Source organism: Microbacterium sp. AZCO, assembly GCF_039614715.1.
Taxonomy (GTDB): Bacteria; Actinomycetota; Actinomycetes; order Actinomycetales; family Microbacteriaceae; genus Microbacterium.
In genome coordinates this window covers 3,992,729-4,019,228 of sequence record NZ_CP154857.1, presented here as the reverse complement: position 1 = coordinate 4,019,228, position 26,500 = coordinate 3,992,729, and the positions used below count along the sequence as shown (strand labels likewise).

At 70.4% G+C, this 26,500-nt stretch carries 24 protein-coding genes; 18 read left to right on the top strand and 6 right to left on the bottom strand.

Features of this window, described 5'->3' with window-relative positions; genetic code table 11:
• Window positions 1-80 precede the first annotated feature (80 nt).
• The 10 genes from AAIB33_RS18235 to AAIB33_RS18190 all read left to right on the top strand — a co-directional run bounded on the left by AAIB33_RS18235 (window position 81) and on the right by AAIB33_RS18190 (window position 11,413).
• The gene (locus tag AAIB33_RS18235) at window positions 81-1,001 is read left to right on the top strand and encodes a sugar ABC transporter permease (protein WP_345801373.1); all 921 of its coding nucleotides are present in this window, start codon (window positions 81-83) and stop codon (window positions 999-1,001) included.
• 128 nt (window positions 1,002-1,129) lie between these two features.
• A complete protein-coding gene (locus tag AAIB33_RS18230; protein ID WP_345803466.1) occupies window positions 1,130-1,939 on the top strand; it encodes a carbohydrate ABC transporter permease in 810 nt (269 codons plus the stop codon).
• Between the two features lie 76 nt (window positions 1,940-2,015).
• On the top strand, window positions 2,016-3,365 hold the full coding sequence (locus AAIB33_RS18225; RefSeq protein WP_345801372.1) for a sugar ABC transporter substrate-binding protein: 1,350 nt from the start codon (window positions 2,016-2,018) through the stop codon (window positions 3,363-3,365).
• A gap of 65 nt (window positions 3,366-3,430) precedes the next feature.
• Window positions 3,431-5,164: a beta-galactosidase family protein gene (locus tag AAIB33_RS18220; protein ID WP_345801371.1), complete on the top strand. Its 1,734-nt coding sequence runs from the start codon at window positions 3,431-3,433 to the stop codon at window positions 5,162-5,164.
• A 210-nt stretch (window positions 5,165-5,374) separates the two neighbouring features.
• The gene (locus AAIB33_RS18215; RefSeq protein ID WP_345801370.1) at window positions 5,375-6,331 is read left to right on the top strand and encodes a phosphodiester glycosidase family protein; all 957 of its coding nucleotides are present in this window, start codon (window positions 5,375-5,377) and stop codon (window positions 6,329-6,331) included.
• Complete coding sequence (locus AAIB33_RS18210) at window positions 6,328-7,479, top strand: bifunctional glycosyltransferase family 2/GtrA family protein (RefSeq protein WP_345801369.1); 1,152 nt, start codon at window positions 6,328-6,330, stop codon at window positions 7,477-7,479. Before AAIB33_RS18215 ends, AAIB33_RS18210 begins: the two co-directional genes overlap by 4 nt.
• Window positions 7,476-8,054 carry a DUF4956 domain-containing protein gene (locus tag AAIB33_RS18205; protein WP_345801368.1) on the top strand — a complete coding sequence of 193 codons (579 nt, stop codon included), beginning with the start codon at window positions 7,476-7,478 and terminating at the stop codon, window positions 8,052-8,054. The genes AAIB33_RS18210 and AAIB33_RS18205 overlap by 4 nt, the downstream gene beginning before the upstream one ends.
• Window positions 8,051-8,875, top strand: a complete 825-nt coding sequence (locus AAIB33_RS18200; protein ID WP_345801367.1) for a polyphosphate polymerase domain-containing protein — start codon at window positions 8,051-8,053, stop codon at window positions 8,873-8,875. Before AAIB33_RS18205 ends, AAIB33_RS18200 begins: the two co-directional genes overlap by 4 nt.
• Complete coding sequence (locus AAIB33_RS18195) at window positions 8,860-10,560, top strand: carbohydrate-binding domain-containing protein (RefSeq protein ID WP_345801366.1); 1,701 nt, start codon at window positions 8,860-8,862, stop codon at window positions 10,558-10,560. Before AAIB33_RS18200 ends, AAIB33_RS18195 begins: the two co-directional genes overlap by 16 nt.
• A 49-nt stretch (window positions 10,561-10,609) precedes the next feature.
• The gene (locus AAIB33_RS18190) at window positions 10,610-11,413 is read left to right on the top strand and encodes an alpha/beta fold hydrolase (protein ID WP_345801365.1); all 804 of its coding nucleotides are present in this window, start codon (window positions 10,610-10,612) and stop codon (window positions 11,411-11,413) included.
• Here AAIB33_RS18190 and AAIB33_RS18185 read toward each other — a convergent pair.
• Window positions 11,407-11,868 carry a helix-turn-helix domain-containing protein gene (locus tag AAIB33_RS18185; RefSeq protein ID WP_345801364.1) on the bottom strand — a complete coding sequence of 154 codons (462 nt, stop codon included), beginning with the start codon at window positions 11,866-11,868 and terminating at the stop codon, window positions 11,407-11,409. The genes AAIB33_RS18190 and AAIB33_RS18185 overlap by 7 nt on opposite strands.
• 46 nt (window positions 11,869-11,914) lie before the next feature.
• Here AAIB33_RS18185 and AAIB33_RS18180 point away from each other — a divergent pair, with 46 nt between their 5' ends.
• Window positions 11,915-13,129 (top strand): MFS transporter, encoded by a 1,215-nt coding sequence (locus AAIB33_RS18180; protein WP_345801363.1) that lies wholly within the window; start codon window positions 11,915-11,917, stop codon window positions 13,127-13,129.
• A 40-nt stretch (window positions 13,130-13,169) separates the two neighbouring features.
• Here AAIB33_RS18180 and AAIB33_RS18175 read toward each other — a convergent pair whose 3' ends face one another.
• From AAIB33_RS18175 to AAIB33_RS18160, 4 genes are all read right to left on the bottom strand, one after another.
• Window positions 13,170-13,487, bottom strand: coding sequence for a metalloregulator ArsR/SmtB family transcription factor (locus tag AAIB33_RS18175; RefSeq protein WP_345801362.1), 318 nt, complete (start codon window positions 13,485-13,487; stop codon window positions 13,170-13,172).
• The gene (locus tag AAIB33_RS18170) at window positions 13,484-13,963 is read right to left on the bottom strand and encodes an SRPBCC domain-containing protein (protein ID WP_345801361.1); all 480 of its coding nucleotides are present in this window, start codon (window positions 13,961-13,963) and stop codon (window positions 13,484-13,486) included. The genes AAIB33_RS18175 and AAIB33_RS18170 overlap by 4 nt, the downstream gene beginning before the upstream one ends.
• A gap of 107 nt (window positions 13,964-14,070) precedes the next feature.
• Window positions 14,071-15,258: an acyl-CoA dehydrogenase family protein gene (locus tag AAIB33_RS18165; RefSeq protein ID WP_345801360.1), complete on the bottom strand. Its 1,188-nt coding sequence runs from the start codon at window positions 15,256-15,258 to the stop codon at window positions 14,071-14,073.
• Window positions 15,259-15,330: 72 nt separating this feature from the next.
• Window positions 15,331-16,569 carry a family 1 glycosylhydrolase gene (locus tag AAIB33_RS18160; protein ID WP_345801359.1) on the bottom strand — a complete coding sequence of 413 codons (1,239 nt, stop codon included), beginning with the start codon at window positions 16,567-16,569 and terminating at the stop codon, window positions 15,331-15,333.
• Between the two features lie 110 nt (window positions 16,570-16,679).
• On the opposite strand from AAIB33_RS18160, the gene AAIB33_RS18155 reads away from it, so the two are divergent.
• From AAIB33_RS18155 to AAIB33_RS18140, 4 genes are all read left to right on the top strand, one after another.
• Entirely contained in the window at window positions 16,680-17,270 is a 591-nt protein-coding gene (locus AAIB33_RS18155) for a helix-turn-helix domain-containing protein (protein ID WP_345801358.1), read from the top strand.
• A 176-nt stretch (window positions 17,271-17,446) separates the two neighbouring features.
• Window positions 17,447-20,056, top strand: coding sequence for an ABC transporter substrate-binding protein (locus tag AAIB33_RS18150; protein ID WP_345801357.1), 2,610 nt, complete (start codon window positions 17,447-17,449; stop codon window positions 20,054-20,056).
• Window positions 20,053-22,209: a dipeptide/oligopeptide/nickel ABC transporter permease/ATP-binding protein gene (locus AAIB33_RS18145; protein ID WP_345801356.1), complete on the top strand. Its 2,157-nt coding sequence runs from the start codon at window positions 20,053-20,055 to the stop codon at window positions 22,207-22,209. Before AAIB33_RS18150 ends, AAIB33_RS18145 begins: the two co-directional genes overlap by 4 nt.
• Entirely contained in the window at window positions 22,206-23,069 is an 864-nt protein-coding gene (locus AAIB33_RS18140) for an ATP-binding cassette domain-containing protein (RefSeq protein ID WP_345801355.1), read from the top strand. Before AAIB33_RS18145 ends, AAIB33_RS18140 begins: the two co-directional genes overlap by 4 nt.
• A gap of 59 nt (window positions 23,070-23,128) precedes the next feature.
• Here AAIB33_RS18140 and AAIB33_RS18135 read toward each other — a convergent pair whose 3' ends face one another.
• The gene (locus tag AAIB33_RS18135; protein ID WP_345801354.1) at window positions 23,129-24,046 is read right to left on the bottom strand and encodes a LysR family transcriptional regulator; all 918 of its coding nucleotides are present in this window, start codon (window positions 24,044-24,046) and stop codon (window positions 23,129-23,131) included.
• 153 nt (window positions 24,047-24,199) lie between these two features.
• Between AAIB33_RS18135 and AAIB33_RS18130 the strand changes: the two genes are divergently transcribed.
• From AAIB33_RS18130 to AAIB33_RS18120, 3 genes are read left to right on the top strand one after another with little or no spacing between them, the layout of a single operon-like run.
• Window positions 24,200-24,745, top strand: coding sequence for a quercetin 2,3-dioxygenase (locus AAIB33_RS18130; protein WP_345801353.1), 546 nt, complete (start codon window positions 24,200-24,202; stop codon window positions 24,743-24,745).
• 6 nt (window positions 24,746-24,751) lie between these two features.
• Window positions 24,752-25,525, top strand: a complete 774-nt coding sequence (locus tag AAIB33_RS18125; protein WP_345801352.1) for an alpha/beta hydrolase — start codon at window positions 24,752-24,754, stop codon at window positions 25,523-25,525.
• A gap of 16 nt (window positions 25,526-25,541) precedes the next feature.
• Window positions 25,542-26,432 carry an alpha/beta hydrolase fold domain-containing protein gene (locus tag AAIB33_RS18120; protein WP_345801351.1) on the top strand — a complete coding sequence of 297 codons (891 nt, stop codon included), beginning with the start codon at window positions 25,542-25,544 and terminating at the stop codon, window positions 26,430-26,432.
• Window positions 26,433-26,500 lie beyond the last annotated feature (68 nt).

The window sequence follows — 26,500 nt, the reverse complement described above, 5'->3', positions numbered from 1 at the left end:
GTTTACGTTGACATCGTAGCCAGATTCGTGCGAATGTTTGCGTAAACAGCGATCAGAACCGTTCCGGAAGAGGCCCGTCGATGACGACAACCATCGCGCCCCCCGCCTTGGCGAGGGACACCCGCCCGCGGCGACCCCGCACCGACTGGCGGGGCTGGTGGTTCGTGGGCCCGTTCATGCTGGTGTTCGCGCTCGTGTTCCTCGCCCCGCTCGCCTACGCGCTCTACCTGAGCCTGTTCCGCGACCAGCTCGTCGGCGGCACGGCCTTCGTCGGGCTCGACAACTACGGCAAGGCGCTGACCGACCCGCAGTTCTGGGAGGCGTTCGGCCGCGTGCTGATCTTCCTGGTCGTGCAGGTGCCGATCATGCTCGCCCTCGCCCTCGGCGCGGCGCTCGCGATCGACAGCGCGCGTCTGCGCGGAGCATCCTTCTTCCGCATCGTGCTCTTCCTGCCCTACGCGGTCCCGGCCGTCGTGGCCGTGCTGATGTGGGGGTACATCTACGGCGACCAGTTCGGCCTGACGGCGAACATCAACGGCCTCCTCGGCTTCGAGCTGCTGACCCCCTTCGCGAAGCAGTGGATGCTCGTCGCGATCGGCAACATCGTCACGTGGGAGTTCGTGGGCTACAACATGCTCATCTTCTACTCGGCGCTCAAGACGATCCCGGGTGAGCTCTACGAGGCGGCGTCGATCGACGGCGCGGGCGCCTGGCGCACCGTCTTCTCGATCAAGATCCCGTCGCTGCGCGGTGCGATCGTCATCGCCACGATCTTCTCCATCATCGGAAGCTTCCAGCTCTTCAACGAGCCGAACATCCTCCGGCCCCTAGCCCCCAACGTCATCACGACGTACTACACGCCCAACATGTACGCGTACTACCTGTCGTTCTCGGGCCAGCAGTTCAACTACGCCGCGACCGTCGCCATCATCATGGGCGTCATCACGGCCGTGATCGCCTACGTCGTGCAGTTGCGCGGCTCCCGAGCGGAGGTGCGCTGATGACCGCCACGGTCCCCACGCAGGACACGCGCAAGACGAATCGGGATGCCGGGAAGGCGACCCGCCGCCCCGCACTCGCCTATACGAACCCGCTGCGTCCGCGCAGCTCCAAGATCCTGCTGATCGTCATGGTGCTGTACGCGGTGTACACGCTCGTGCCGCTCATCTGGCTCGTCGTGAACTCCACCAAGACGCAGGGCGGCCTGTTCTCGAGCTTCGGCCTGTGGTTCGGCCCCGACTTCGCCTTCTGGGACAACCTCGTCGCGACGCTCACGTACCACGACGGCATCTTCCTGCGGTGGTTCGGCAACACGCTGCTCTACGTGGTGATCGGGGCCGGCGGCGCGACGCTCCTCGCGACCCTCGCCGGCTACGGCCTCGCGAAGTACCGGTTCCCCGGCAGGCGCGGAGTGTTCGCGATCGTGCTCGGGGCGATCGCGGTGCCGGGCACGGCCCTCGCGGTCCCGACGTTCCTGCTGTTCAGCCAGCTCGGACTCACCAACACCCCGTGGGCCGTCATCATCCCCTCGCTCGTGACGCCCTTCGGGCTCTACCTGATCTGGGTGTACACGGTGGATGCCGTGCCGACGGAGCTGCTGGAGGCGGCGCGCATGGACGGGGCGGGCGAGTTCCGCACGTTCTTCACGATCTCGATCCGGCTGCTCGTGCCCGGCATCGTGACGGTGCTGCTGTTCGCCGTCGTCGCGACGTGGAACAACTACTTCCTCCCGCTCATCATGCTGAGCGACCCGTCGTGGTATCCGCTCACGGTCGGCCTCAACCAGTGGGCCGCGCAGTCGATCGGCGCGGGATCCCAGCCGATCTACAACCTGGTGATCATGGGCTCGCTGCTCACGATCATCCCCATCATCGTCGCGTTCCTCCTGCTGCAGCGGTTCTGGCAGTCGGGTCTGAGCGCGGGAAGCGTCAAGCAGTAGCCGGGGCCTGCACAGTGACGAAGAACAACCCGGCGGGGTCGCGGTCGCGATCCTGTTCACCTGAAGGGACACAGCAATGACGCACAGGTCACACGCACGCCGCTTCGCCGCCATCGCGGCGATGGGCGCCGTGGCAGCACTCGCACTCGCCGGATGCGCCGGCTCGGACAGCGGCAGCTCGTCCGACGCGCCGGCCGGCGGATTCGACTCCGTGAAGGCCGCGCTCGACAAGGGCGGCGAGCTCACGTACTGGTCGTGGACGCCGCAGGCGGAGGATCAGGCCAAGGCGTTCGAGAAGGCCTACCCGAACGTCAAGGTCAACGTCGTCAACGCCGGCACGGGCAATGACGAGTACACGAAGCTGCAGAACGCCATCAAGGCGGGCTCGGGCGCGCCCGATGTCGTGCAGATCGAGTACTACGCCTTCCCGCAGTTCACGCTGACGGACTCTCTCGCCGACCTGTCGGGCTACGGCTTCGGCGACTTCGAGGGCGACTACACCGCGTCGACGTGGGGCTCGGTCACGTCGGGTGACAAGATCTTCGGCCTGCCCCAGGACTCGGGCCCCATGGCCCTCTTCTACAACAAGGCCGTCTTCGACCAGTACGGCATCGCCGTGCCGACGACCTGGGACGAGTACGTCGCCGCGGCCAAGACGCTGCACGAGGCCGACCCGACGAAGTACATCACCGCCGACATGGGCGACGCCGGCTTCACCACCAGCATGATCTGGCAGGCGGGCGGCAAGCCGTTCCAGACCGACGGCACCGATGTGACGATCGACCTCCAGGACGAGGGCTCGAAGAAGTGGGCCGACACCTGGAACACCCTCGTCGAGGGCCAGCTCGTCGCGCCGATCTCGGCGTGGAGCGACGAGTGGTTCACCGCGCTCGGCAACGGCACGATCGCGACCCTCGCGACGGGCGCCTGGATGCCCGGCAACCTCGAGTCCGGCGCCCCGGACGGGTCGGGCAACTGGCGCGTCGCACCGATGCCGACCTATGACGGCACGCCCGCCTCGGCGGAGAACGGCGGCGGCGGCCAGGCCGTGACGAAGCAGAGTAAGAACGCGGCCCTCGCCGCGGGCTTCTTGTGGTGGCTCAACAACAGCGACGACAGCATCGACATCTTCCTCAAGAGCGGCGGCTTCCCGTCGACGACGAAGCAGCTGCAGTCGGACGACTTCCTGAGCGCCGCGCCGGAGTACTTCGGCGGCCAGAAGATCAACGAGGTGCTGGCGGATGCCGCGTCCTCGGTCGTGAAGGGCTGGCAGTACCTGCCCTACCAGGTCTACGGCAACAGCATCTTCGGCGACACCGTCGGCCAGGCCTACGAGAACCACTCCGACCTGAACGAGGGCCTCACGACGTGGCAGGACGCCCTCGTCGAGTACGGCAACTCGCAGGGCTTCGCGGTCAACAAGTAAGAACCATCGAGAGACGCGGAGGGGCGGTCGGCCGAGCCGGTCGCCCCTCCCGCATGGAGAGCCCAGTGCCCACCTTCACCATCGGCGAGACCGACTTCCTGCTCGACGGAGAGCCGCACCGCATCGTCTCCGGCGCGCTGCACTACTTCCGGGTGCACCCCGAGCAGTGGGCCGACCGCATCCGCAAGGCGCGCCTCATGGGCCTCAACGCCATCGAGACCTATGTCGCCTGGAACGCGCACGAACCGCGCCGCGGCGAGTGGGACACGACCGGCTGGAACGACCTGGGCCGCTTCCTCGACCTCGTCGCCGCCGAAGGCCTGCACGCCATCGTGCGGCCCGGCCCCTACATCTGCGCCGAGTGGCACAACGGCGGTCTGCCGGTGTGGCTGACCGGGATGCCGGGCATCGGCCTGCGCCGGTCGGAGCCGCAGTACCTCGCCGAGGTCACCCGCTACCTCGAGCGCGTGTACGACATCGTCGCCCCGCGGCAGATCGACCGCGGCGGCAACGTCATCCTCGTCCAGATCGAGAACGAGTACGGTGCCTACGGCTCTGACAAGGACTACCTCGCGGAGCTCGTCCGGGTGACGCGGGATGCCGGCATCACGGTGCCGCTGACGACCGTCGACCAGCCTCAGCCCGACATGCTCCGCGACGGGAGCCTCGACGGGGTGCACCTGACCGGCTCGTTCGGCTCCCGCGCGCAGGAGCGCCTCGCGACGCTGCGCGAGCACCAGCCCACCGGCCCGCTCATGTGCTCGGAGTTCTGGGACGGCTGGTTCGACTGGTGGGGCGGCCTCCACCACACGACGTCGGTGGAGGATGCCGCGGCCGAGCTCGACGCGCTCCTCGCGGCCGGGGCCTCGGTCAACATCTACATGTTCCACGGCGGCACGAACTACGGCCTGACGAACGGCGCCAACGACAAGGGCCGCTATCTGCCGATCACGACGTCGTACGACTACGACGCTCCGCTCGACGAGGCGGGCGAGCCGACGGCGAAGTTCGCCGCATTTCGCGAGGTCATCGCCCGCTACGCGCCCGTGCCCGCCGTGGCGCCTGCGCCCGCCGCCGCCGCGCCGGAGTTCGAGGTCGCGCTGGCCCCCGTGGTGGGAGACGGCGTGAAGCGCACCGGGACGCGGCATCCTGCTCCCCCGTCGTTCGAGCAGCTCGACCATCTCGGCGCGCTCGTGCTCTACGAAGCGGAGGTGCCCTCGGGCGCATCCCGCGACGGCGAGCCCACCGTGCTGCAGGTGGACGAGCTGCGCGACCACGCGTGGGTCGCCGTCGACGGCCGCCGCGTCGGCACCCTTTCGCGCACGCGCGGAGAGCGCACGCTGCTCGTGCCCGCCGGCTCCCACCTCGCACTCCTCGTGGAGGAGCAGGGACGCGTCAACTACGAGCACCGCCTCGGCGAGGAGAAGGGCCTCATCACGGCGCCGCGGCTCGGTGGCGTGCCGATCGAGGGGTGGAGCGCGACGCCGATCGATCTCGGCCAGCTCGCTGCTTCGGGCTCGCCCCTCGCATGGGGCCCGCGCGTCGCACGCGGGTCGTTCACCCTCGAGGGGCCGGCCGACCTCTTCCTCGACACGGCCGGCTTCGGCAAGGGATTCGCGTTCGTCAACGGCCTCCTCCTCGGCCGATATTGGAGCAACGGCCCGCAGCGCACCCTCTACGTGCCCGCGCCGGTGACCCGCTCCGGAGCCAACGAGGTTGTCGTCATCGAGCTCGACGGCGCCGATCCTGCCGCCGCACGCTTCGTCGCCGCGCCGATCCTCGGGCCGCTGGAGGAGTAGCCCTCGCACGATGGATGCCGCGTCCCCGGCGAGGGCGCGGCATCGTCGTTCGTGCGCCACACTGTCGGAGATCGCCGGTTCTCAGGAACCTCGACGCCCGATGCTCCCGACGCTGCGGTGATCTCCGACGTTGTGGCGGCCCGGCGCGCGCATCGGCGCCTCATAGCGGGCGGCGACGACGCGGATAGCTCGGGTGCGTACCCATGAAGCATGGACAAGCCCACCCGCCGCCGCCACCCCGTTCGCAACAGCCTGATCGCCGGCGGTCTCGTCGTCGTGCTCGCGGGCGGCGGCGGCGCCGTGTGGGCTGCGGAGCGGTTCCTCGTCCCGCATGTGCAGATCGCCGACGTCTCGGAGTACGAGGCGGAGAACTCGACCGTCGACACCTCGACCCCGTCGGCGAGCGCCGCGGCCGGCGCCGTCACGGGGTCGACGTACTCGAACGGCTCGACGAGTGTCACGGTGTCGACGGTCACGACGGGCTCGGGCGACGACACCGTGACGTACTACGTCGCCGACGTCGTGCTCGGCGACGCGACCGACCTGCGGTCGGCCTTCGCCAACGACCAGTTCGGCGAGAACATCACCGAGACCACGAGCGCGATCGCCCAGGACAACGGCGCCGTCTTCGCGATCAACGGCGACTACTACGGCTTCCGAGACACGGGCATCGAGATCCGCAACGGCGTGCTCTACCGCGATGAAGGGGCCCGCGAGGGCCTCGCGTTCTACACCGACGGCAGTGTGGAGGTGTACGACGAGACGACGACGACCGGCGCCGACCTCCTCGCCGCCGGCGTCTGGAACACCCTGAGCTTCGGTCCCGCGATCGTCGAAGGCGGGCAGATCGTCGACGGCATCGAGACGCAAGAGGTCGACACGAACGTCGGCAACCACTCGATCCAGGGCGAGCAGCCCCGCACGCTCGTCGGCGTCGTCGACGACAACCACCTCGTGTTCGTCGTCGTCGACGGCCGCGATCCCGGCTACAGCCGCGGCGTCACGATGACCGAGGCGGCGCAGATCATGATCGACCTGGGCGCGACGACGGCGTACAACCTCGACGGCGGCGGCTCGTCGACGATGTACTTCGACGGCGAGGTCGTGAACCAGCCCTCGAACGGCGGCGAGCGCGGCACGAGCGACATCCTCTACGTCGCGGGGTGACGGAAGTGATCGTGCTCATCCCCGCGTACGAGCCGGGCGCTGCGCTGCCGGAGCTCGTCGGCGCCCTCCTCGCGGCGGACCCCGACGTCGAGGTGCTCGTCGTCGACGACGGCAGCGGACCCGACTATGGCCCGGTCTTCGTGCAGGCACGCGCGCTCGGCGCGACGGTGATCGCCCACGAGTCCAACCTCGGCAAGGGCGCGGCCCTCAAGACGGGCATCCGTCTCGTGATCGCGGAGCACGAGGGCGACGACGTGGTCACGGCCGACGCCGATGGTCAGCACACCGTCGCCGACATCGTCGCGGTGGCCGACGCGATGCGCGAAGACGCCGCCGCCCCTCGAGGAGCTCAGGGGCCGGCGCCCGCGATGGTGCTGGGATGCCGCGCCTTCGCCGGCCGCGTCCCGCTGCGCAGTCGCGTCGGCAACGCGGCGGCGCGGGGCATCTTCCGCCTGGCCGCGGGCTGGCGTCTCTCCGACACGCAGACCGGGCTCCGGGGCATCCCGTCCGCCATGCTCCCGTGGGCCGCGGAACAGGCGGGCGACCGCTTCGAATACGAGCAGAACGTGCTGCTCGCAAGCCGGGGGGCGGGGTGGACCGCCCGCGAGGTTCCGATCGAGACGGTGTATCTCGACGGCAACGCCTCCAGCCACTTCCGGCCTGTCGCCGACTCCCTGCGGGTCGCCCTGCCGCTCGCCCTCTTCGCTGGATCGTCGGTGCTCGCGTTCATCGTCGACACCCTCGCACTGCTGCTCTTCACCGCCCTCACGGGCTGGCTCGTCCCCTCGATCGTCGCGGCGCGCGTGCTGAGCGCGAGCGTCAACTTCGCCGTCAATCGGCGGGTCGTGTTCCGCCGGCAGGGCGGCAGAGGGCTCGCGCGGCAGGCCGTGCGATACGCCGTGCTCGCTGCCGCGCTGCTCGCATCGAACGTCGTCTGGATCACGGCGCTGACCGACTTCGGCATCCCTCTCCTGCTCGCCAAGATCGCGACCGAGATCCTGCTCTTCGTGACGAGCTATGGGGTTCAGAAGAGCTTCGTGTTCCCGCCGCCCGAAGCCGTAGGCGCGGCACAGACGAGGCAGAGCAACCGCATAGCGGGAGGCGGCCTGATGGAATCCGACGCATTCACGACCGGGAGACCGCAATGACCCCCCAGACCCTCATCCTCATCGGCATCGACCTCGCCGCCGCCCTGACCCTGAGCCTCGGCCTCTACTACCGCCGGCACCACCGCCGCGACCTCGTCGTCGCCTTCCTCGGCGTCAACGTCGGCGTGCTCGCCGTCGCCGCGGTGCTCGGCACGGCGGAGGTCGCCCTGGGGCTCGGGCTCGGCATCTTCGGCGTGCTGTCGATCATCCGCCTGCGCTCGTCGGAGATCTCGCAGCGCGAAGTCGCGTACTACTTCGCGTCTCTCGCGATGGGCCTCATGGCGGGACTCCCGCAGACCGACCCGTGGCCCGTCGCCGGACTCATCGTGCTGCTCCTCGTGGTGCTGTGGGCCGCCGATCACCCCGCCGTGCTCGCCCGCAGTCGCCACCAGGTCGTGCGACTCGACCGCGCGATCGCCGACGAGGGCGAGCTGCGCGATGAGCTCGCCGAGCGCCTCGGCGCCCAGGTCACCTCGCTCACGATGCAGGAGCTCGACCTCGTCAACGACACGACCCTCGTCGATGTGCGGTATCGCCTCGGCGCCGTGCGGCGCGTCTCGGCGGGTATGCGATGAGCACGCCGCTTCTCGCCCGCTTCGATTCCGTGACGCTGGAGGAGCTGGTGATGGATGCTGCGCTCCTCACGCGCGTCGACCGCAAGTACGTCGTGCCCCGGCAGACCGCCGCGCGGCTGCTCGAGACGCTCGACTCCGGCACGCGCGTGCTCGAGATCGACGGCGCCCGTGACTTCGCGTACGAATCGGTGTACTTCGACACCCCCGATCTGCTGAGCTTCCGGATGGCTGCGCAGCCGCGCCGGCGGCGGTTCAAGCTCCGCACCCGCACCTACCTCGACGTCGGCTCGGCCTACCTCGAGATCAAGACGCGCGGCGCGCGGGGCACGACCGTGAAGGAGCGCTCCGAGTACGACCTGCGACTGCGCCGCGTGCTGACCGACGGCGCACGCGATGACGCCGCGTCGGCCTTCGACGCCATCGGCGTCGCAGGGTCGCGCGCCGACGAGCTCGCCGCCACCCTGACGACCCGCTATCGCCGCGCGACCCTGCTCACGTCCGATGGCGCGGGGCGCGCGACGATCGACACCGAGCTGCGGTGGGAGCAGCCCGGCGGGTCCGGCTTCGCCCTGCCCGGCATCGCCATCGTCGAGACGAAGTCGCCGGCCGCGGCATCCCGAATCGACCGCCTGCTCTGGCGGGCGGGACACCGGCCCGCCACCGTCAGCAAGTACGCGACGGGACTCGCGGCGCTGCACTCCGAACTTCCCCGCAACCGCTGGGCGCGGCTGCTGCGCGGACCCTTCCGCGGCGCCGACGCCTTCGAGACCGACCGACCCGACACCACCCGAACAGAGGAGCCGCCATGCGCCGCCGCCTGATCCTGCCCGTCATCCCCCTCGCGATCGCGGGACTCGTGCTCTCCGGCTGCGCGACGACCACCGCCACGACCTCGCCCGCCTCGGTCTCGGACTCGGGCTCGGCCACGACGCAGGCGACGGTGACGATCGACTCCGACCTCGCGGCCGACGCGGTGCTCGCCGCGGATGCGGACGCGACGGTCGTGCGGGACGACGAGTGGTCGGCGTCGGATGCCGTCGATGTCGACCTCTCGTCGCCGTCCTCCGGCTCGGGCGTCGAGATCGACGGCTCCACCGTGACGATCACTACGGCGGGCGTCTACCGGCTGAGCGGCTCGCTCGACGGCTCCGTCGTCGTCGCGGCGCCCGACGACGCGCAGGTCGTGCTCATCCTCGACGACGCGTCGATCGCGAACACCGCCGGACCCGCAATCGACGTGCAGACGGCGGACGACGTCGCGATCTCACTCGCCGACGGCACGAGCAATACGGTGTCGGATGCCTCGTCCTACGCCGACGACGCCTCGGCGAACGCCGCCATCTACGCCGACGCCGACCTCACCATCACGGGCACGGGCTCGCTCGAGGTGAGGGGCAACGGCAACGACGGCATCGCGAGCACCGACGACCTCGCGATCCTCTCCGGCACGATCACGGTCGACGCGGCCGATGACGGACTGCGCGGCAAGGACGCGCTCGTCGTCGAGGGCGGCACGATCGACGTCACCGCGGGCGGAGACGCCCTCAAGAGCGACGACGACCAGGACGCGGCGGCCGGCTACATCGCGATCTCGGGCGGTGCGATCACGGCGACGAGCGGAGACGACGGTCTCACGGCCGCGACGGACGTCGTCGTGACGGACGGCACCGTCGACCTGACGACGACCGGCTCCGACGGCGCGAAGGGCATCGTCGCGGGAGTCGTCGTCGCGATCGACGGCGGCGACGTGACGGTCGATGCGGCCGACGACGCGATCCACTCCGACGGCTCGGTCGGCATCGGAGGCGGCACAGCCCGGCTGAGCTCGGGCGACGACGGCATGCACGCGGAGGCGACCCTCGAGATCCGGGCCGGCGACGTCACGGTCGCGAAGTCCTCCGAGGGCCTCGAAGGCAAGGACATCGCGATCTCGGGCGGCACCGTCTCGGTGACCTCCGATGACGACGGCGTCAACGCGAGCGCCGGCTCGAGCGGCTCAGGCGGCGGCCAGGGCGGCGGAAGCATGGCCGATGGGGGCGAGACGCTCGTCATCTCGGGCGGCACCCTCACCGTCTCGGCACAGGGCGACGGGCTCGACTCCAACGGCTCGATGACCATCTCGGGCGGCGACACGGTCGTGTACGGCCCGACCGGCCAGGGCAACGGCGCGCTCGACACGAACGGCGGCCTCACCGTGACGGGCGGCACCGTCGTGGCGCTCGGAAGCGCCGGCATGGCCGAGACGCCCGATCCGTCCTCCGCGCAGCAGTGGGTGGCCGCGTCGGTGAGCGGCTCGGCGGGTGACCGGATCCAGATCACCGATGCCTCGGGCGCCGTCGTCGCATCCTTCACCGCCGAGAAGGACTACGCCACGGTCGTCTACACGTCGCCCGACATCGTCGACGGCGCCACCTACTCCTTCGGCGTCAACGGCTCCTCCGCCGCGACGGCGACCGAGGGGACGGCCCTCGCGGGAGGGATGGGCGGCGGGCCCGGCCGACGCTGACCCTTGTCCCTCCGTCCTCCCGCGCGTGATGGCGCGGGAGGATGGTGGGATGGAGATCCCATCGCTCGTCACAGAGGTCCCGCCGCCGACGTTCATCATGTCCGCGGAAGGCGATCGCATCGCCACGTACAGCTGGGGGGACCCGGATGCCCCGACCGTCCTGTGCGTGCACGGCTTCGCGTCGAGCTGCAAGGACAACTGGGTGAGCACCGGCTGGGTGCGCGACCTCCTGCGCGCGGGCTTCCGCGTGCTGGGCGTCGATCAGCGCGGACACGGCGCGAGCGACAAGCCCCACGACCCGCGGCAGTACTCCATGCCCGCTCTCGTCGCCGACCTCCAGATCGTGCTCGACACCTACCTCATCGACAGTGCCATCTACGTCGGCTACTCGCTCGGCGCGCGGGTCGGGTGGCAGTTCGCCCTCGAGTGCGGCGACCGGGTGACGAGGGCCGTTCTCGGCGGCATCCCGGACGGCCGTCCGCTCGCGCGCATGCAGCTGGACCAGGCGCGCGCGTACGCGGATGACGGCACCCCCGTCACCGACCGCGTCACGATGAACTACATCACCCTCGCGGAGCGCGTCGAGACGAACGACCTCCGCGCCCTCATCGCACTCGGCGAGGGCATGCGTCTCGGCGACAGCGACCCCGACCTCGCGCACCCGCCGCAGCAGCCCATCCTCTTCGCGACCGGGTCGGAGGATGCGATCCTCGAGCGGTCCAGACTTCTCGCCGAGGCGACGCCGAACGGGACGTTCTTCGAGATCCCAGGGCGCCACCACTTCAATGCGCCGGGCTCGCGCGACTTCCGCCGCACGGCGATCGAGTACCTCGGCGCTGAGCCGGGTCAGTAAACCCAGGTCGTCGTGGCGGCGGGTCCGGGCGCGATCGCGACCTCACCGCGGTCGACCTCCGCTCCGCTGTCGTCGAGGTAGGCGACGCGCAGGCGGCGGTCGTCCTTCGCATCGACGAGATACGCCGAGCGGCCCTGCGGTGCGGGGTTGAACTCGTCGCCCCATTGGATCATCGCCGCGAGCACGACACGCAGAGCCTCGCCACGGGGTGTCAGCCGGTACTCGGGCCGTGCGCGCTCGCCGGGCTCGCGGTACGTGCTCTTCTCGAGGATGCCGTGGGCCACGAGCTTCGCGAGGCGGTCGGTCAGGACGTCGCTCGGCGCGCCGAGGCCGTCGCGGAACTCCGAGAAGCGCGTCTGACCGCGCAGGGCGTTGCGCACGATCAGCAGCGCCCACTTCTCGCCGATGACGTCGAGCGTGCGGACGATCTGGCAGACCGGCTCGGACTTCTCCATGGCTCCATCCTACGCTGAGTTGGATTTTCCAAGCTAGACTCGCGGAATGAAGACCTTCGGCCGTCGCGGCGCCTTCTGGTCCGCCTCCCTCGTCCTCGCGCTCTGCCTCTGGGCGAGCGGCGCCCCGAGCGTGCTGTACCCGATCTACGCCGCCGAGTGGGGACTCACCCCGGCCGTGACGACGCTCGTCTTCGGCATGTATCCCCTCGCACTCCTCGTCGTGCTGTTCTTCTTCGGCAGCATCTCCGACACGATCGGCCGGCGGCGGGCGATCCTCATCGGGGTCGCCCTCATCGCGGCATCCGCCCTCGTCTTCGCGGTCGCACCCAACGTCGGATTCCTGCTCGCGGGACGCGTGCTGCAGGGCGTCGGGACGGGCTTCGCGCTCGGCGCCGCGAGCGCCGCGCTCGTCGAGCAGAACTTCACCTCCAACCCTCGCCTGCCGAGCTCGCTCACGACGGTGTCGACGTCCACGGGACTCACTGCCGCCCTCGTCGTCTCGGGCGTGCTGGCGCAGTACGCTCCGCTGCCCCTCGTCGTCAGCTTCGGCGTGCTCTTCGCCCTCGCCGCCGTCACGTTCGCGCTCAACTGGTTCACGCCGCGCGACGGCGCGACCGGCCGGTCGTGGTCATTCGCCGCGCCACGGCTTCCGGGAGGGATGCTGCGCCCCTTCGTCCTCGCGACCCTGTCGGTCACGGTCGCCTACGCCGTCGGCGCGATCTTCCTGTCTCTCGGCGCCGACATGGCGCGCCAGCTCACCGGCACGACCGATGCGCTGGTCATCGGCATCCTGCTCGGCACGTCATCGCTCACGATCGGCGTGACCGCGCTCCTGCTCACCCGGGTGCCGGCGCACACGGCAGTGGTCGTGGGAGCACTCGTGTCCATCGCGGGCCTGGGCATCATGGCGCTCGCGAGCGCGACCGGCTCGATCATCGCGATGCTCGCGTGGTGCCTCGTCGGCGGCGTCGGCTACTCGTTCGCCTTCACGGGCGGGCTCGGTCTCATCAATCGCGCGGCGCCCGCGCAGCACCGGGGCGCGACGCTGTCGCTCCTGTATCTCTTCTCGTACCTCGGCCAGGCGATCGCCGCGATCGGCGCCGGCGCACTGGCGACGAGCATCGGCCTGCCGAGCGCCGTCGAGGTCGCGGCGCCGGTGCTCGGCATCCTGTGCCTCGCGGTGCTCGTGCTCGCGGGAGTCGAGCGGGCCGGCGCACGCCGGGAGTCGCCGGCCGCCCCGCCGGCTGCCGAGCTGTCGTAGCCCGGCGGCGCCGCGGCGGGCTCGGCAGCGGAGTGGCGCCCTACAGCCCCTCGGCGATGCGCTTGATGGCGGCGAGGCGGCGGTCCCACTCGGCGCCGACGGCGTCGAGGCGGCGGGCGGTCGCGCTCAGCTCGGCGCCGACGACCCGGAACCGCACCTCGCGGCCGACCCGCACCGACTCGACGAGCCCGACCTGCTCGAGCACGGCGAGGTGCTTGGCGATGGCCTGGCGGGTGACGGGCAGGCGCCCGGCGAGGGCGGACGCCGAGGCATCCCCCTCGCCGAGCGCCGCCAGGATGCTCCACCGGGTCTCGTCGCCCAGGGCGGCGAACACGGCGACCAGGGTCTCTGTCGTCATGAGCCGCTCTCGAGCAGGGCGACCAGCTTGTCGAGCTCCTCGTTCCACCCCGTGCGGTGCGACTCGAGGTTGGCGCGCGGATCGGAGGTGTTCTCGAACCCGCTCTCGACGACGGTCAGCCGCGTGCCGCCGTCGACGGGCTCGAGCGTGAAGGTGAAGGCCGTCGAGCGCTCGGGGTCGACCTCGGCCGGCGGCGTGCCGAGCGCGTCGTCGTTGCCCCAGCGGTACGTCACCGAGCGGAACGGGTCGAACGCCTCGACGCGGACGGGGATGGTCCCGTAGCCCTCGAAGGTCAGAGTGCCGGTCGCGCCGGCGCCCGCACCGGCGAACTCGGCGATGCCGAACCACTGCGAGATGTGCGCGGGTTCCGTCACGGCCTCCCACACCTTCTCGACGGAGGCTGCGATGCGAATGCTGCGCCGGACGGCGAACTGTCCCTCGTCGACGACGGACTCGGGGTTGGCGGTCATGCTCATGATGATGGTTCCTCTCGGGGTTGATTGCAACTTTTGAGTTGCAGAACTGAGCAACCCCAGAGTTGCACAACCTTCCCCGACAAGCAACCCTGAGGTTGCACGAACGATCACGCCCGAAAGGCCGGTATGCCCGTGATCCGCTGTCCGAGGATGAGCGTGTGCACCTCGTCCGTCCCCTCGTACGTGCGCACCGACTCGAGGTTCGCTGCGTGACGCATCGGCGAGTAGTCGAGGGTGATGCCGTTGCCGCCGAGCACCGAGCGCGCGTCGCGCGCGATGTCGATGGCGGCGCGCGTGTTGTTGAGCTTCGCGGCCGAGATCATGTGCGGCTCGAGGCGTCCGGCATCCTTCAGCCGGCCGAGCCGCAGGGCGAGCAGCTGGGCCTTCTGGATCTCGAGCGCCCAGTCCACGAGCTTGAGCTGAGTGAGCTGGTAGCCGGCGAGCGGCGTCCCGAACTGCGTGCGCTCGAGCGCATAGCCGAGGGCCTGCTCGAAGCAGTCGCGCGCAGCGCCGACGGCGCCCCACGCGATGCCGTAGCGCGCCTCGTTGAGGCAGGAGAAGGGGCCTCGCAGACCGACGGCGCCGGGCAGCACGGCATCCTCGGGCAGGCGCACGTCGTCGAGGGCGATGTCGCACTGCACCGACGCGCGCATCGAGAGCTTCGGCGCGATCGGCGTGGCGCTGAAGCCCGGGGTCGAGGTGGGGACGAGGAATCCCCGGATCCCCTCGTCCGTCTTCGCCCACACGACTGCGATCTCGGCGATCGACGCCAGGCCGATCCAGCGCTTGGCGCCGTTCAGCACCCATTCGCCGCCGTCGAGGCGGGCCGTCGTGGCCATGCTCGACGGATCGGAGCCCGCGGTCGGCTCGGTGAGGGCGAAGCATCCGATCGCCTCTCCTCGTGCCATGCGCGGCAGCCACGCCCGCTTCTGGGCCTCGGAGCCGTGCTTGTGGATCGCCGACATCGCGAGCGACCCCTGCACCGAGACGAACGTGCGGATGCCGGAGTCGCCCGCCTCCAGCTCCTGCATCGCGAGCCCGTACTCGACCGCGGAGCGCCCCGCGCAGCCGTAGCCCTCGAGGTGCATGCCGAGGAGGCCGAGCTCGGCGAGCTCGGGGACGAGCTCGACGGGGAAGACGGCGTCCTCGAACCACCGGGCGATGTGGGGGCGGATGCGGCGGTCGACGAAGTCGCGGACCGTGTCACGCACCTGGCGCTCGGCGTCGGCGAAGTCGTCGTCGAGCGCGAGGAGATCGGCCGCGCTGCGGAGGTCCTGAGGCGAACGAGCGGTCACGGTGACTCCTCTGTCGGGTGCGGCCACTCCCGAGTGTGCCCGACCCGCGCAGCCCGCGGGAAGGCAGTCCGGTCAGTCTCCGAGGCCCCGCTCGTCACGGACGTAGTCGGAGTACACGGCCGCGCTCGGCTTGGCGGTGCGTTCGAAGGTGACGCGGTCGACGGAGAACAGGCCGAGCTTGGGTCCGTAGCCGAAGATCCACTCGAAGTTGTCCATGAGCGTCCAGTGGCAGTAGCCGAGCACCGGCACGCCCGCCGCGATCTCGTCCGAGAGGAGGTCGAGCGCGGCAGGGATGAACGCGGCGCGCTGCGTGTCGTCATCGGTCTGGATGCCGTGCTCCGAGACGAGCACGGGAACGCCCGAGACCTCGTGGGCGTAGCGCACGGCGCCGGCCAGCGAGCCGGGTTCGATGACGGTGCCCATGCCGTTGACCGGTCCCTCCGCGATGACCTCGCCGTCGGGCCCGTGCACGATGCGCTCGTAGTTCTGCACGCCGATGAAATCGTCGGCGGCGGCGACGCGCAGCCAGTGGTCGTAGGCGACGGCGCGCTTGGCGTCCCGGCGCTCCTCACCGCCGACGACGGCGACCTCGTCGGCGATCGCGATCGACAGGCCGACGGGCAGGTCGGCACGGACCGCCTTGATCGCGGCCTTCGCCTCGCGGTGCGCGCGCGTCTGCGCGTCCTGGAACTCCGCCTGGAGAGCGGCGGGGATGACGTTGCCGGCGAAGTAGCGGTCGCTGCCGGCGCGGGCCGCCGCGGCGGAGAGCATGTCGGTCTTGACGCCCTCGAGGAAGCCGGGCAGGCGGCCGCTGGAGTGCAGGAACTGCTCGAGGTTCGGCTCGTTGAAGGTCACCCCGAGCGCGATGCGGTCACCGAATCGCTCGGTGACGCGGGCGCACTGCGCGGCGAAGAGCGCCGACGCGTCGTCGCCGAGCCACGAGCCCGCGGCGGAGAACCAGTGCGGAGCCACGAAGTGGTTGTACGTCACGACGGGCGCGAGGCCTCGGGCGAGGCATCCGTCCACGATCCGCTCGTAGTGATCGAGGGCCTCCTGCGAGACCTCGCCGCGGGACGGCTCGACCCGGGACCACTCCACGGAGAACCGGTAGGCGGACAGGCCCAGGCCGGCGACGATGTCGAGGTCCTCCGCCCACCGCTCGTAGTTCCGGCACGCCGGGCCGCTGCGCTCGCGGAAGAGCGACGGCTCGGTGTTCTCGAGGAACCAGATGTCGCTGTCGACGTTGTCGCCCTCGACCTGGTGGCCGGCGGTGGCGACTCCCCAGAGGAAATCGGAATCGAATGCGCCCATCGTCGGGCTCCCTTCGCGAGCGTGATGCGCCCCATGCGGAGCGGAGCCGACGCTAACACGAAAAGTTAAAGCGTTCAATATTTTCGAGACGGTCTGGTACCGTCCCTCGCATGGCGGGTCCCCGAGGCGAGTACGCCAAGAGCGCGATGCGGCGTGCGCAGATCCTCGACGCCGCGTTCGATGTCTTCGCCCGCAGCGGCTACTCCGCGAGCTCCGTCAACGAGATCGCGCGCACGGTCGGTATCAGCCAGACCGCCGTGCTCCACCACTTCTCCGGGGGGAAGCCGGAGCTGCTGCGCGCCGTGCTCGAGCAGCGTGACGCGATGGCGGAAGGCGCCCTCGCCGACCACCACGGGCGGGAGTTCCTCGCCGAGCTCGTCGAGATCTCGCGGCGCCAGGCGCGCCAGCGCGGGGTCGTGCAGCTGTACCGCATCCTGTCGGCGGAGGCGACCGATCCCCAGCATCCGGCTCACGAGTACTTCCGCGCCAGGATCGAGCGGATCGCGGATGCCGTGACCCACGCTTTCTCCGAGGCGCAGGAGGCGGGGGATCTCAAGCCGGGCGTCGATCCGCGCCTCGCTGCACTGAACGCCCTGGCGATGGTCGAGGGCCTCGAGATGCTGTGGCTCAGCGGTCTCGAGATCGACATGGCCGAGAGTGTGCGCCGCGACCTCAACGCCCACCTCGTCGCCCCGCTCTGACCGACGGCGCGTGACCGCCGCGCGAGCACGTTAGGGCGCGGCTAACGCGGGGCGGCCCTAGTCCGAATGGCCAAGCGAGGAATCGCGCTTCATCCTGAAGGGGAGGATCGCGTGACCCGCACCCGATCCCGCGACAGAGCAGTCACTCCACAGCACATCGATCACAGGAGATCAGGATGTCTCGCATTTCACATACGGCACGCGCCCTGGCCGCGCTCGCCGCGGTGGCCGTGTCGGCCCTCGCGCTGAGCGCCTGCACGGGCTCCGACGGCAGCGGCGGCGGCACCGGCGGCAGCGCCGACACGTCGAAGCTCGTGATCGGCCTCGATTCCGATCAGGCGCCCCTCGGCTACGACCCGGTCCGCTATAGCAGCGGCCAGCGCATGTTCTTCGAGGGCGTCTACGACTCGCTCTTCGTCCTCGACCAGGACGGCAAGCCCAAGCCGGACCTCGTCACCGACTTCCAGTACAACGCCGACAGCACCCAGCTCACGCTCGACCTCGACACGAGCGTGACATTCGACGACGGCACGGCCGTGAGCGCCGACCTCGTCAAGCAGAACCTGGATGCCCGCGGCAACCCCGATCTCGCCGCCTACAGCCAGTTCGCCTCGGGCGGGCAGCAGGAGATCACCGATGTGTCGGTGGTCGACGACGACACCGTGACGCTGACGTTCGCCAAGCCGCAGCCCGGATTCGAGGCGAACCTCGTCTTCCCCGCCGGGGTCATCGTCGGGCCCAAGGGTGTCGCGGACCGAGGCAGCCTGGACGCCACGGCCGATGGCTCGGGCCCCCTCGCGATCGACTACGACGCGACCGTCAAGGGCAACAGCTATCTGCTGACGAAGAAGAAGGACCACCCCCGCGGCGGCGACTACCCCTTCAACAGCTACGAGTTCAAGCCGATCCTCGACCCGCAGGCCCGTGTGAACGCCGCGATCTCGGGTGAGGTCGACACCGCCTACGTCACCTCCGACACCCAGGAGCAGGTGAAGTCGGCCGGCATCGGCCTCGTCGCCAACGGCGGCGTCATCCAGAACCTCATCCCGTTCGACAAGAACGGCTCGCTGGCACCCCAGTGGGGCGACCCGAACGTGTGGAAGGCGCTGTCGATCGCGATCAACCGCGATGAATACGTCAAGGCCGTGCACCCCGGTGAGGTGCCGACGGCGAACGCCCTCCCGAAGGACAACCCCGGCTACCTTCCCGAGCTGGAGAAGGACTACAAGTACGACCCCGAAGAGGCCAAGAAGCTCCTCGCCGACGCAGGCTACCCCGACGGCTTCTCGTTCGACTTCACGATCTCGTCCGCGAGCCAGCGCGACCTCGAGGCGCTCCAGAAGTACTGGAAGGAGATCGGGGTCGACGTGACGCTCAAGAACGCCGCCACCACCGAGGAGCAGTTCGCCGCGGTGCAGACCGACCCGATGGGCGGCCCGATCCCGTTCACCTGGTCGAACCCTGCCGGCAACGTGTTCGGCGCCCTGTTCGGGTTCGCGAACTTCCACAACGCCGAGAACCCGCAGCTCCAGGCGGCGGCCGGTGCCGTGGCGGCAGCCGGCGGCGACGCCGAGAAGGAGGCCGCGGCCCTGCAGGACCTCAACAAGACGATCGTCGAGACGGGATGGCTCATCCCGCTCTACGAGCAGCTCTCGCCGTGGGCGTACAACACGTCGAAGCTCAAGGAGCCCACCTTCCCGGGTTCGGACTCCTTCCCCTGCTGGCGTCGTTCACACCCGCATCCTGATCGACTGCGTGGTGCCGGCCGACCCCCGGCGGCACCTTCGGGCGGGGGGGGGGGCGGCCCCCCCCCGCCCCCCACCACGCGGCAGTCGGAGACAGACATGGTCATCTTCATCGTCAAGAGAGTCGCCTTCGCGATCGTGACGCTCATCGTGGCGACCTGGATCGCGTTCGTGCTCGTGCATCTGTCCGGCTCGACGCCGGGCGGCGTCGCCCTGGGCAACTCGGCGACACCCGAAGAGGTGTACGCCTACAACGAGCAGCTCGGCTGGTACCAGCCGTGGATCGTCCAGTACGTCGACTGGGTGGGCCAGGTGCTGCAGGGCAACCTCGGCGTCTCGCTCATCGACGGGCGCCCCATCGGCCCCGACATCGCCAAGCGGCTCCCGGTCACCGCGGCCCTCGCCGTCTTCGGCACGCTGCTGAGCGCCGTCGTCGGCATCGTGATGGGCGTCGTCGCGGCGGTGCGGCGCGGGGCGGTGGATCGCGCGATCACCGCGACCTCGGGCATCCTGCTCTCCGTCCCGGTCTTCTGGGTCGGCGTGCTCCTCGTCTACGTCTTCGCGGTGCAGCTGCGCCTCCTCCCCGCGACGGGCTTCGTGCCCTTCACCACCGATCCGCAGCTGTGGGCTCGCTCGCTCGTGCTCCCCGTCATCACGATCGCCATCACCTCGGCCGCCGGCATCGCGCGCCAGACGCGGGCCTCGATGTCGGAGTCCCTCTCGCAGGAGCACATCCGCACGCTCCGCGCCGTCGGCACCCCCACCAATCGCATCATCTACGTGCACGCCCTCCGCGGCGCGAGCCTGCCGATCCTGGCGAGCGTCGCCGTGCAGTTCATCGTGCTGTTCAGCGGCTCGGTCGTCATCGAGGTGCTCTTCGCCCTCCCGGGCATCGGCCAGGCCATGCAGGGCGCGGTCGGCTCGGCCGACCTGCCCTTCGTGCAGGCCCTCGTGCTCGTGGCGACCGTCGTCGTCGTGCTCGTGAACATCGTCATCGAGCTGCTCAATCGAATCCTCGACCCGAAGCTGCGTGCCTCATGACCGTCTCGACGACCTCCATCGTCCGCCCGCGCCGCACCGAGCGGAAGCTGCGCCTGCGCGTCCTGCGCTCACCGGCCGCCGTCATCTCGATCGTGTGGCTCGTCGGCCTGGTGCTGGCCTCGCTCACCTCGCCGCTCTGGCTGCGCTACGGACCGCTCGAACAGGACCTCTCGGCTGTGCTCCAGGGTCCGTCGCTCGCCCACCTGCTCGGAACCGACGAACTCGGCCGCGACATCCTGTCGCGTCTGGTGACCGCCGCCGCGCCGACGATCTTCATCGGCCTGATCGTGCCGATCATCGCGATCGTCGTGACGATTCCGATCACCCTCTGGGCATCGCGCAGCCGTCGCGGCGAAGGCGTCATGAACCAGATCAGCGAGATCGTGCTGTCGCTTCCGGGAACCGTCATCATCCTGGCCTTCATCGCGGCCGTGGGGACGAACATGCCGCTCGTCATGGCGGCGTTCGGCCTCCTCCTGTTCGGCGCGATCTACAAGATCTTCTTCGGCCAGGCGAAGTCGCTGCACACCCAGCTCTACGTCGAGGCGGCCGCGATCGACGGCGTGCGCCCCATGAGCGCCAGCATCCGCCACGTCCTGCCGAACATGTCGACGACCGTCATCGTGCAGTTCGTCCTGCTGTTCGGCGTGGGCATCGGCATGCAGGCCGCCCTCGCCTTCATCGGCCTCGGGCCGCAGCCGCCCGAGCCGACGTGGGGCGGGATGATCCAGACCGCGTCGCGCTTCATCTTCCAGCAGCCCTGGATGATGGTGCCGACGGGCGGCATCCTGGCCCTGACGCTCATCGCGGCGAACACCCTGGCCGATGTCCTCGCCGGTGGCACGGCCGTGCCGCCCCCGCTCGTGGCCCTGCGACGGCGCCGTTCCGCGACCGCACCCGCCGAGATCGCGGCATCCGCCGTGGCCGACGACCTGCCCGTGGCAGGGCGCCTCGACGAGCCGGCTCCCGAATCGCTCAACATGATCGGGGATGCCTCGTACCCCGGCTCCAACGCCGACCCGATGTTCGCCGCCGAGGGCCCCGCCGAGGTCATCGCGGTGGCGAGCCTGCCCGATGACGGCGCCGACGAGCCCACCTCCGGACCGGCGCTCCCCGGTGCGGAGGTGATCGACGACGGTCGAGGTCTGGTCGTTCAGGACCTCGTGATCGGCGTGGACGGCGGGCCTGCGCTCGTGACCGGCGTGTCGCTGCGCGTGCGGCCGGGCACCGTCATGGGCCTCGTCGGCGAGTCCGGATGCGGCAAGAGCGTCACCTCGTACGCGCTCCTCGGGCTGCTCGCACCGGGCCTCTCGGTGCGCTCCGGACGCATCGGCTGGCAGGGCTCAGACCTCGCGGCCGCGGGTGAGAAGACCCTTCAGAAGGTGCGCGGACACGAGATCGCATTCATCTCGCAGGAGCCAACGCGCGCCCTCGACCCCATGTTCACTGTCGGGTGGCAGCTCACCGCCGCCATCAAGCGCCTGCGCCGCGTCGGCTCCGCCGACGCCAAGCGCATCGCGGCCCAGCTTCTCACCGACGTCGGGATCGTCGACCCTCCGCGGGTGCTCAAGAGCTACCCGCACCAGATCTCCGGCGGCATGGCGCAGCGCGTCGCGATCGCCCTGGCGCTCAGCGGCACCCCCAGCCTGCTCGTCGCGGACGAGCCGACGACGGCCCTGGACGTCACGATCCAGGCCGAGATCCTCGCGCTGCTGCGCGGCCTCGTCGCCGAGCGCGGGATGTCTGTCATCCTCGTGACGCACGACCTCGGGGTCGTCGCCGACATCTGCGACGACGTGTCGGTCATGTACGCGGGAGAGATCGTCGAGACGGGCGCGGTGCGCGACGTGCTGCTGCGGCCGGAGCATCCGTATACGATGGCGCTGCTCTCCGCCGACCCGCACGCGATCCTCGACCTCGAGGGCACGCCGCGCCTCGCGTCGATCCCCGGTCAGGTGCCGCTGCCCGGATCGTGGACGACGGGATGCCGGTTCGCGGAGCGCTGCAGGTTCGCCCGCGACGAATGCCTCGTCACGGTGCCGCTCGAGCCCCGGGCCGAAGGCGAGGGCGGCGTGCGATGCGTGCGCCGCGACGAGGTGCGGGGGCGTCAGGACGAATGGCGGGCCCCCGTTACGGCGGGAGGATCACGATGAGCGCGCACGAGGCATCGGCACATCGAGCGACGGAGGCTCCGCTCCTGGAGGTGCGCAATCTCGTCGTCCGCTACGGCAAGAAGGGCCCCGCCGCGGTCGACGACGTCTCCTTCACGATCGCGCGCGGGGAGACCCTGGGCCTGGTCGGCGAGTCCGGGTCGGGCAAGACGACGATCGGACGCGCGATCCTCGGGCTCATCCCCGCGACCGAAGGGCAGATCCTCTTCGAGGGACGCGACATCACCCGCGCGAGCGTCGCCGAGCGGAGGGCGCTGCAGGGCGACCTGCGCGCGGTCTTCCAGGATCCGTTCTCGTCGCTGAACCCCCGGCGGGTCATCGGCGACGCCCTCACCGAGCCGCTTCGCGTGGCCGGCGTCGCGCGGGCCCGGCGCGTGCAGCGGGCCAACGAGGCGCTTGCCTCGGTGGGCCTGCCGCCCGGCTCGTTCGACCGCTACCCGCGCCAGTTCTCCGGTGGGCAACGCCAGCGCATCGCGATCGCCCGGGCGCTCGTGACCGATCCGCGGCTCGTCGTGTGCGACGAGGCGGTGAGCGCGCTCGACCTGTCCACGCAGGCGCAGGTGCTCAATCTCCTCGCCGAGCTGCGCACCGGCGCCGACCTCGGCTATCTCTTCATCGCGCACGACATGGCGGTCGTGGAGTTCCTCGCCCAGCGCGTGGTCGTGCTCTACCGCGGCAAGGTCATGGAGCAGGGGCCGACGCGCGAGGTCATCCGCGACCCGAAGAGCGAGTACACCCGCGTGCTGATGGCGGCCTCGCCGGTGCCCGATCCCGACGAGCAGGCACGGCGCCGCGAGATCTGGCAGCGGCTGCGCGCGGAGGCGAAGGCTGCGGCGGCCTGACCCCGGCGGAGGGCGGCGACCGCATCGGGGTGCATCGCCGCGCCGACGAGGGCGTGGACCTAATCGGGGTGCATCGCCGCGCCGACGAGCGGGGAGAGCTCGAGGGCGGTCTCGCGAAACACCTGCACCATGGGGTTGCGGGTGTCGGAGATGCTGCAGAGCATGATCGTGGCGGGCTCGATGTCGTCGATGCGGACGTACGCGAGCTCGTCGCGGCGATAGTGCCGGCTCGCCGACTCCCCCGCGATGTTGACCCCCGCGCCTGCGGCGACGAGCTCCAGGAGGCCCTCGACGCTGTCGGCAGTGGGCCCGCGACGCGGACGCGATCCGTCCGGACGCGGATCGACGAGCCACCAGTCCACGACCTCGGGCAGCCCGCCTCCCGCGGCGACGAACACCTCGTCGGTCGTCTCGAGGATCGAGATCGACTCGCGCTCCGCGAAGCGATGATCGACCGGCACCACCAGCACCCGCGGCTCGCGCCACAGCGGCTCGATGCGCACGCGCGGAGGGAGCCGCATCGGCCACGGGGCGAAGACGACGTCGACACGCCCCGCCTCGAGGTCGTCGGCGACGTCGAAGAATCCGAGCCGCCGCATCTCGATCCGCGCGCTGGGCTCCTTCTGCAGGGTTGTCGCGATCGCGGCCGTGGTGAGGTGCCCTGCCCCGGCTGCGACGACCCCCACGCGGAGGAAGGGCGCCTCGAGGTCGCGGCGCACCGACCTCCCCCACGAGATGACCTGATCGTGGTCGTCCTGCAGGCGCCGGGCGAGCGGCAGCAGCTCGCGCCCGTAGGCCGTGAGCTCGACCTTGCGCGGGCTGCGGTCGAACAGCTTCACCCCGAACTGCTGCTCGAGCCGGCTGATCTGCTGGCTCAGCGACGGCGGCGTGATGCTGAGCCGCTCCGCGGCGCGACCGAAGTGCAACTCCTCCGCGAGCACGCAGAAGTACCGGATGACGTGGATCGGGACATCCATGCCGCGATCTTAGCCCCAGGCTAATGCCGAGTAGGGAGGTCGAACTTCCTTCCTCCCCCGCCAGGCCGAAGACTTGAGGAACCGGACCCCCGTCGGAATGCCCCGACGATTCCGTCTGCCTAACGGCACCCACTGCTTCACAAGGAGGTAAGCATGACCCTTTTCCCCGCTGTCGACGCCGACAAGGCTCCCTTCGCCGGCATCCTTCCGGCATCCCCCCAGCCGTTCGTGCTGGGTGAGGGCCAAGGCGAGAAGTCGCTCGTCTTCGACCAGCTTTTTGAGATCTTGCTCACGGGCGACGAGACCGACGACCAGTACGGCGCCTGGACTATGAAAGCACCCAAGGGCGACCGCATCCCCGCCCATCGTCACCTGAGGACGCACGAGATCTTCTATGTCGTCGACGGTGAGATCACGGTGTGGATGGACGACGAGGCCGACTACCACTCGCGCACGACCCTGACGACAGGCGACTTCGCCTTCGTGCCCGCGAACATCGTGCACGCGTTCCGCATCGACAACACCACGAAGGTCTTCGGCTGCGGCACGGCCGGCTTCGAGCGCTTCTTCCACGCCATCGGGCAGAAGACCGATGCCACCGAGCCGCAGGGCGTCTACGTGCCCGACTTCAGCGTCCTGCGCGCGGCGGGCGAGAAGTACTGGACGCAGTTCATGCCCGAGTTCCAGTTCCGCGACTGACGGATCGTGCCGACGTTCGTCGAGGTCGATGTCGCGCAGCCGGAGGGGTATCGCCCGCTGTCGCTCGACCTTCGCACTACCGACGTGGCGGGGGCGCCCGTCGTCGTGTTCCTGCACGGTGGCGGGTTCCTCCGCGGCAGCCGGAAGGTGTTCACCCCCGGCATCCCGGCCTCCGACTCGTTCGATCGCATCGTGGCGGCGGGCTTCGCCGTCGCGTCGTGCGAGTACCGTCTGAGCGGCGAGGCACGCTTCCCGGCGCAGCTCGACGACGTCGACGCCGCGATCGCGTGGCTGCACGCACACGCGGAGGAGTACGGGATGGATGCCTCCCGCCTCGTCATCTGGGGCGTCTCGGCCGGAGGCACCCTCGCCGCACTCACGGGGCTGCGCCGCACGGACGTCGCGGGCGTCGTCGACTGGTTCGGGCCCGCCGACCTGTTCACGATGGCGGAGCACGACACCGGCGAGGCGCCCGAAGACACCCGCGAGGCGCGGTGGATCGGCGGGCCGGCGGTGACGCGCCCTGACGCGGCGCGCATGGCGAGTCCGGTGCATCAGGTTCACGCGGATGCGCCGCCCTTCCACATCGCCCACGGCACCGCCGACGAGCATGTGCCCTTCGCACAGAGCGAGGGTCTGGCGCACGCGCTCGAGGCAGCCGGCGCCGACGTCGACTTCCGCGCGGTGACCGGCGCCAAGCACTTCTGGCAGGGCCTGGACGACACGCGCCGCGTGTTCGACCCGGCCCTGGACTTCGTCGCGCGCGTGACGGCGCGCTGACGCGAGAGGATCACAGATGACCGAGACCCACGATGTCGCCCTCGAGGGCGGCGGCTTCGACTTCCGCGTGCGCGTGTATCCGGCGGCGGAGCCGAACGGGGCGATGCTCGCGTGGATGCACGGCGGAGCGTTCATGTTCGGCACCCTCGAGATGCCCGAGGCCGACCAGGTCGGCCGGCGCCTCAGCGAGCAGGGCATCACGGTCGTCTCCGTGGACTACACGCTCGCCCCGCTGGACGCGCTCGAGTCCCTGGGACCCCCTCCTCCCGACGCGCCGGTGCCGTCGCCGGAGCAGCTGCGCGCCGAGGCCGACGCGGCGGGCCCGCGTGCGCGCTTCCCCGTCGCCTCTCTCCAGGTCGTGGCTGCGTTCGACTGGGCGGTCGCCCACGCCGCGGAGTTCGGCGCCGATCCGAGCCGGGTGGCGCTCGGCGGGGCGAGCGCGGGCGGCAACCTCGCGGCGGGAGCCGCGATGCGTCTGCGCGACCGCGCGACGACGGTGCCCAGCATCCTGGCCCTCATCTACGCGTCGGTGCACGACGGGATCCTCGCCCCCAACGCCGAGCTGCAGGCGATCCTCGACGACCTGCCGCCCTTCCTGATCTTCACGCCCGAGACGCGTGAGGCGCTCAACAGCAACTACCTGCCCGACCCCGCGGCCGACGAGCACGGCTACGCCTTCGCGGGCGGCCACGACGTCGTGGGGCTGCCTCCGACACTCCTCGTCACCGCCGATCGCGACAGCCTGCGACCGAGCGCGGAATCCTTCGCCGCCGAGCTCGCCCTCGCCGGCGTCGACGTGCGTCTCGTGCGGCAGCGGGGCGCCGTGCACGGGTTCCTCAACATGGTCGGCGAGCCCGCGGCCGAGGCGACGCTCGCCCTCATGGTCGAGGCCGTGCGCTCGCGCTGACGCGCTGCTGCGCCTCGCCGCAGCGTCGGAGATCACCTCAACGTCGGGCCGGCTCGCGGCGAGTCGCC

Bases quoted from the DNA above. Each gene is read 5' to 3' on its own strand.
- AAIB33_RS18150 (WP_345801357.1), top strand. From the start codon at position 17,447: ATGTCTCGCATTTCACATACGGCACGCGCCCTGGCCGCGCTCGCCGCG.
- AAIB33_RS18130 (WP_345801353.1), top strand. From the start codon at position 24,200: ATGACCCTTTTCCCCGCTGTCGACGCCGACAAGGCTCCCTTCGCCGGC.
- AAIB33_RS18190 (WP_345801365.1), top strand. From the start codon at position 10,610: ATGGAGATCCCATCGCTCGTCACAGAGGTCCCGCCGCCGACGTTCATC.
- AAIB33_RS18155 (WP_345801358.1), top strand. From the start codon at position 16,680: ATGGCGGGTCCCCGAGGCGAGTACGCCAAGAGCGCGATGCGGCGTGCG.
- AAIB33_RS18120 (WP_345801351.1), top strand. From the start codon at position 25,542: ATGACCGAGACCCACGATGTCGCCCTCGAGGGCGGCGGCTTCGACTTC.
- AAIB33_RS18195 (WP_345801366.1), top strand. From the start codon at position 8,860: ATGCGCCGCCGCCTGATCCTGCCCGTCATCCCCCTCGCGATCGCGGGA.
- AAIB33_RS18225 (WP_345801372.1), top strand. From the start codon at position 2,016: ATGACGCACAGGTCACACGCACGCCGCTTCGCCGCCATCGCGGCGATG.
- AAIB33_RS18175 (WP_345801362.1), bottom strand. From the start codon at position 13,487: ATGACGACAGAGACCCTGGTCGCCGTGTTCGCCGCCCTGGGCGACGAG.
- AAIB33_RS18145 (WP_345801356.1), top strand. From the start codon at position 20,053: ATGACCGTCTCGACGACCTCCATCGTCCGCCCGCGCCGCACCGAGCGG.
- AAIB33_RS18230 (WP_345803466.1), top strand. From the start codon at position 1,130: ATGGTGCTGTACGCGGTGTACACGCTCGTGCCGCTCATCTGGCTCGTC.
- AAIB33_RS18170 (WP_345801361.1), bottom strand. From the start codon at position 13,963: ATGAGCATGACCGCCAACCCCGAGTCCGTCGTCGACGAGGGACAGTTC.
- AAIB33_RS18160 (WP_345801359.1), bottom strand. From the start codon at position 16,569: ATGGGCGCATTCGATTCCGATTTCCTCTGGGGAGTCGCCACCGCCGGC.
- AAIB33_RS18235 (WP_345801373.1), top strand. From the start codon at position 81: ATGACGACAACCATCGCGCCCCCCGCCTTGGCGAGGGACACCCGCCCG.
- AAIB33_RS18140 (WP_345801355.1), top strand. From the start codon at position 22,206: ATGAGCGCGCACGAGGCATCGGCACATCGAGCGACGGAGGCTCCGCTC.
- AAIB33_RS18180 (WP_345801363.1), top strand. From the start codon at position 11,915: ATGAAGACCTTCGGCCGTCGCGGCGCCTTCTGGTCCGCCTCCCTCGTC.
- AAIB33_RS18135 (WP_345801354.1), bottom strand. From the start codon at position 24,046: ATGGATGTCCCGATCCACGTCATCCGGTACTTCTGCGTGCTCGCGGAG.
- AAIB33_RS18215 (WP_345801370.1), top strand. From the start codon at position 5,375: ATGGACAAGCCCACCCGCCGCCGCCACCCCGTTCGCAACAGCCTGATC.
- AAIB33_RS18200 (WP_345801367.1), top strand. From the start codon at position 8,051: ATGAGCACGCCGCTTCTCGCCCGCTTCGATTCCGTGACGCTGGAGGAG.
- AAIB33_RS18205 (WP_345801368.1), top strand. From the start codon at position 7,476: ATGACCCCCCAGACCCTCATCCTCATCGGCATCGACCTCGCCGCCGCC.
- AAIB33_RS18185 (WP_345801364.1), bottom strand. From the start codon at position 11,868: ATGGAGAAGTCCGAGCCGGTCTGCCAGATCGTCCGCACGCTCGACGTC.